This is a genomic window from Robertkochia sediminum, from assembly GCF_016786255.1.
Lineage (GTDB): Bacteria > Bacteroidota > Bacteroidia > Flavobacteriales > Flavobacteriaceae > Robertkochia > Robertkochia sediminum.
Genome location: NZ_JADMKT010000024.1, coordinates 1 through 307, shown reverse-complemented (window position 1 = coordinate 307; position 307 = coordinate 1). Strand labels below are relative to the sequence as shown.

The window sequence follows — 307 nt, the reverse complement described above, 5'->3', positions numbered from 1 at the left end:
CGGTATGTGCTACCGGCGTGGTGACCTTTACAGTAACCGACCCTGATGATGATGGTGATGGCGTACCGAACAGTACCGACCCGGCACCTGCAGATTCTTGTGTTCCTGCACAATCTGCAGGATATACCGGATATGATGCAAGCAATGCCATTTGGGCTTCGGGCGACTGTGACGGCGACTTGGTGACTAACGGTGCTGAAGCTACCAATGGCACTGATCCCTATAATGCAGACACCGATGGCGACGGGCTCAATGACGGAGCCGAGATTACCGAAGGTACCGATGCTAATGATCCCGATACCGATAA

General features: G+C 53.4%; 1 pseudogene. It reads left to right on the top strand.

The features are described 5' to 3' along the window. Positions 1 to 307: pseudogene (locus IS446_RS00065) on the top strand (thrombospondin type 3 repeat-containing protein); the annotation flags it as partial.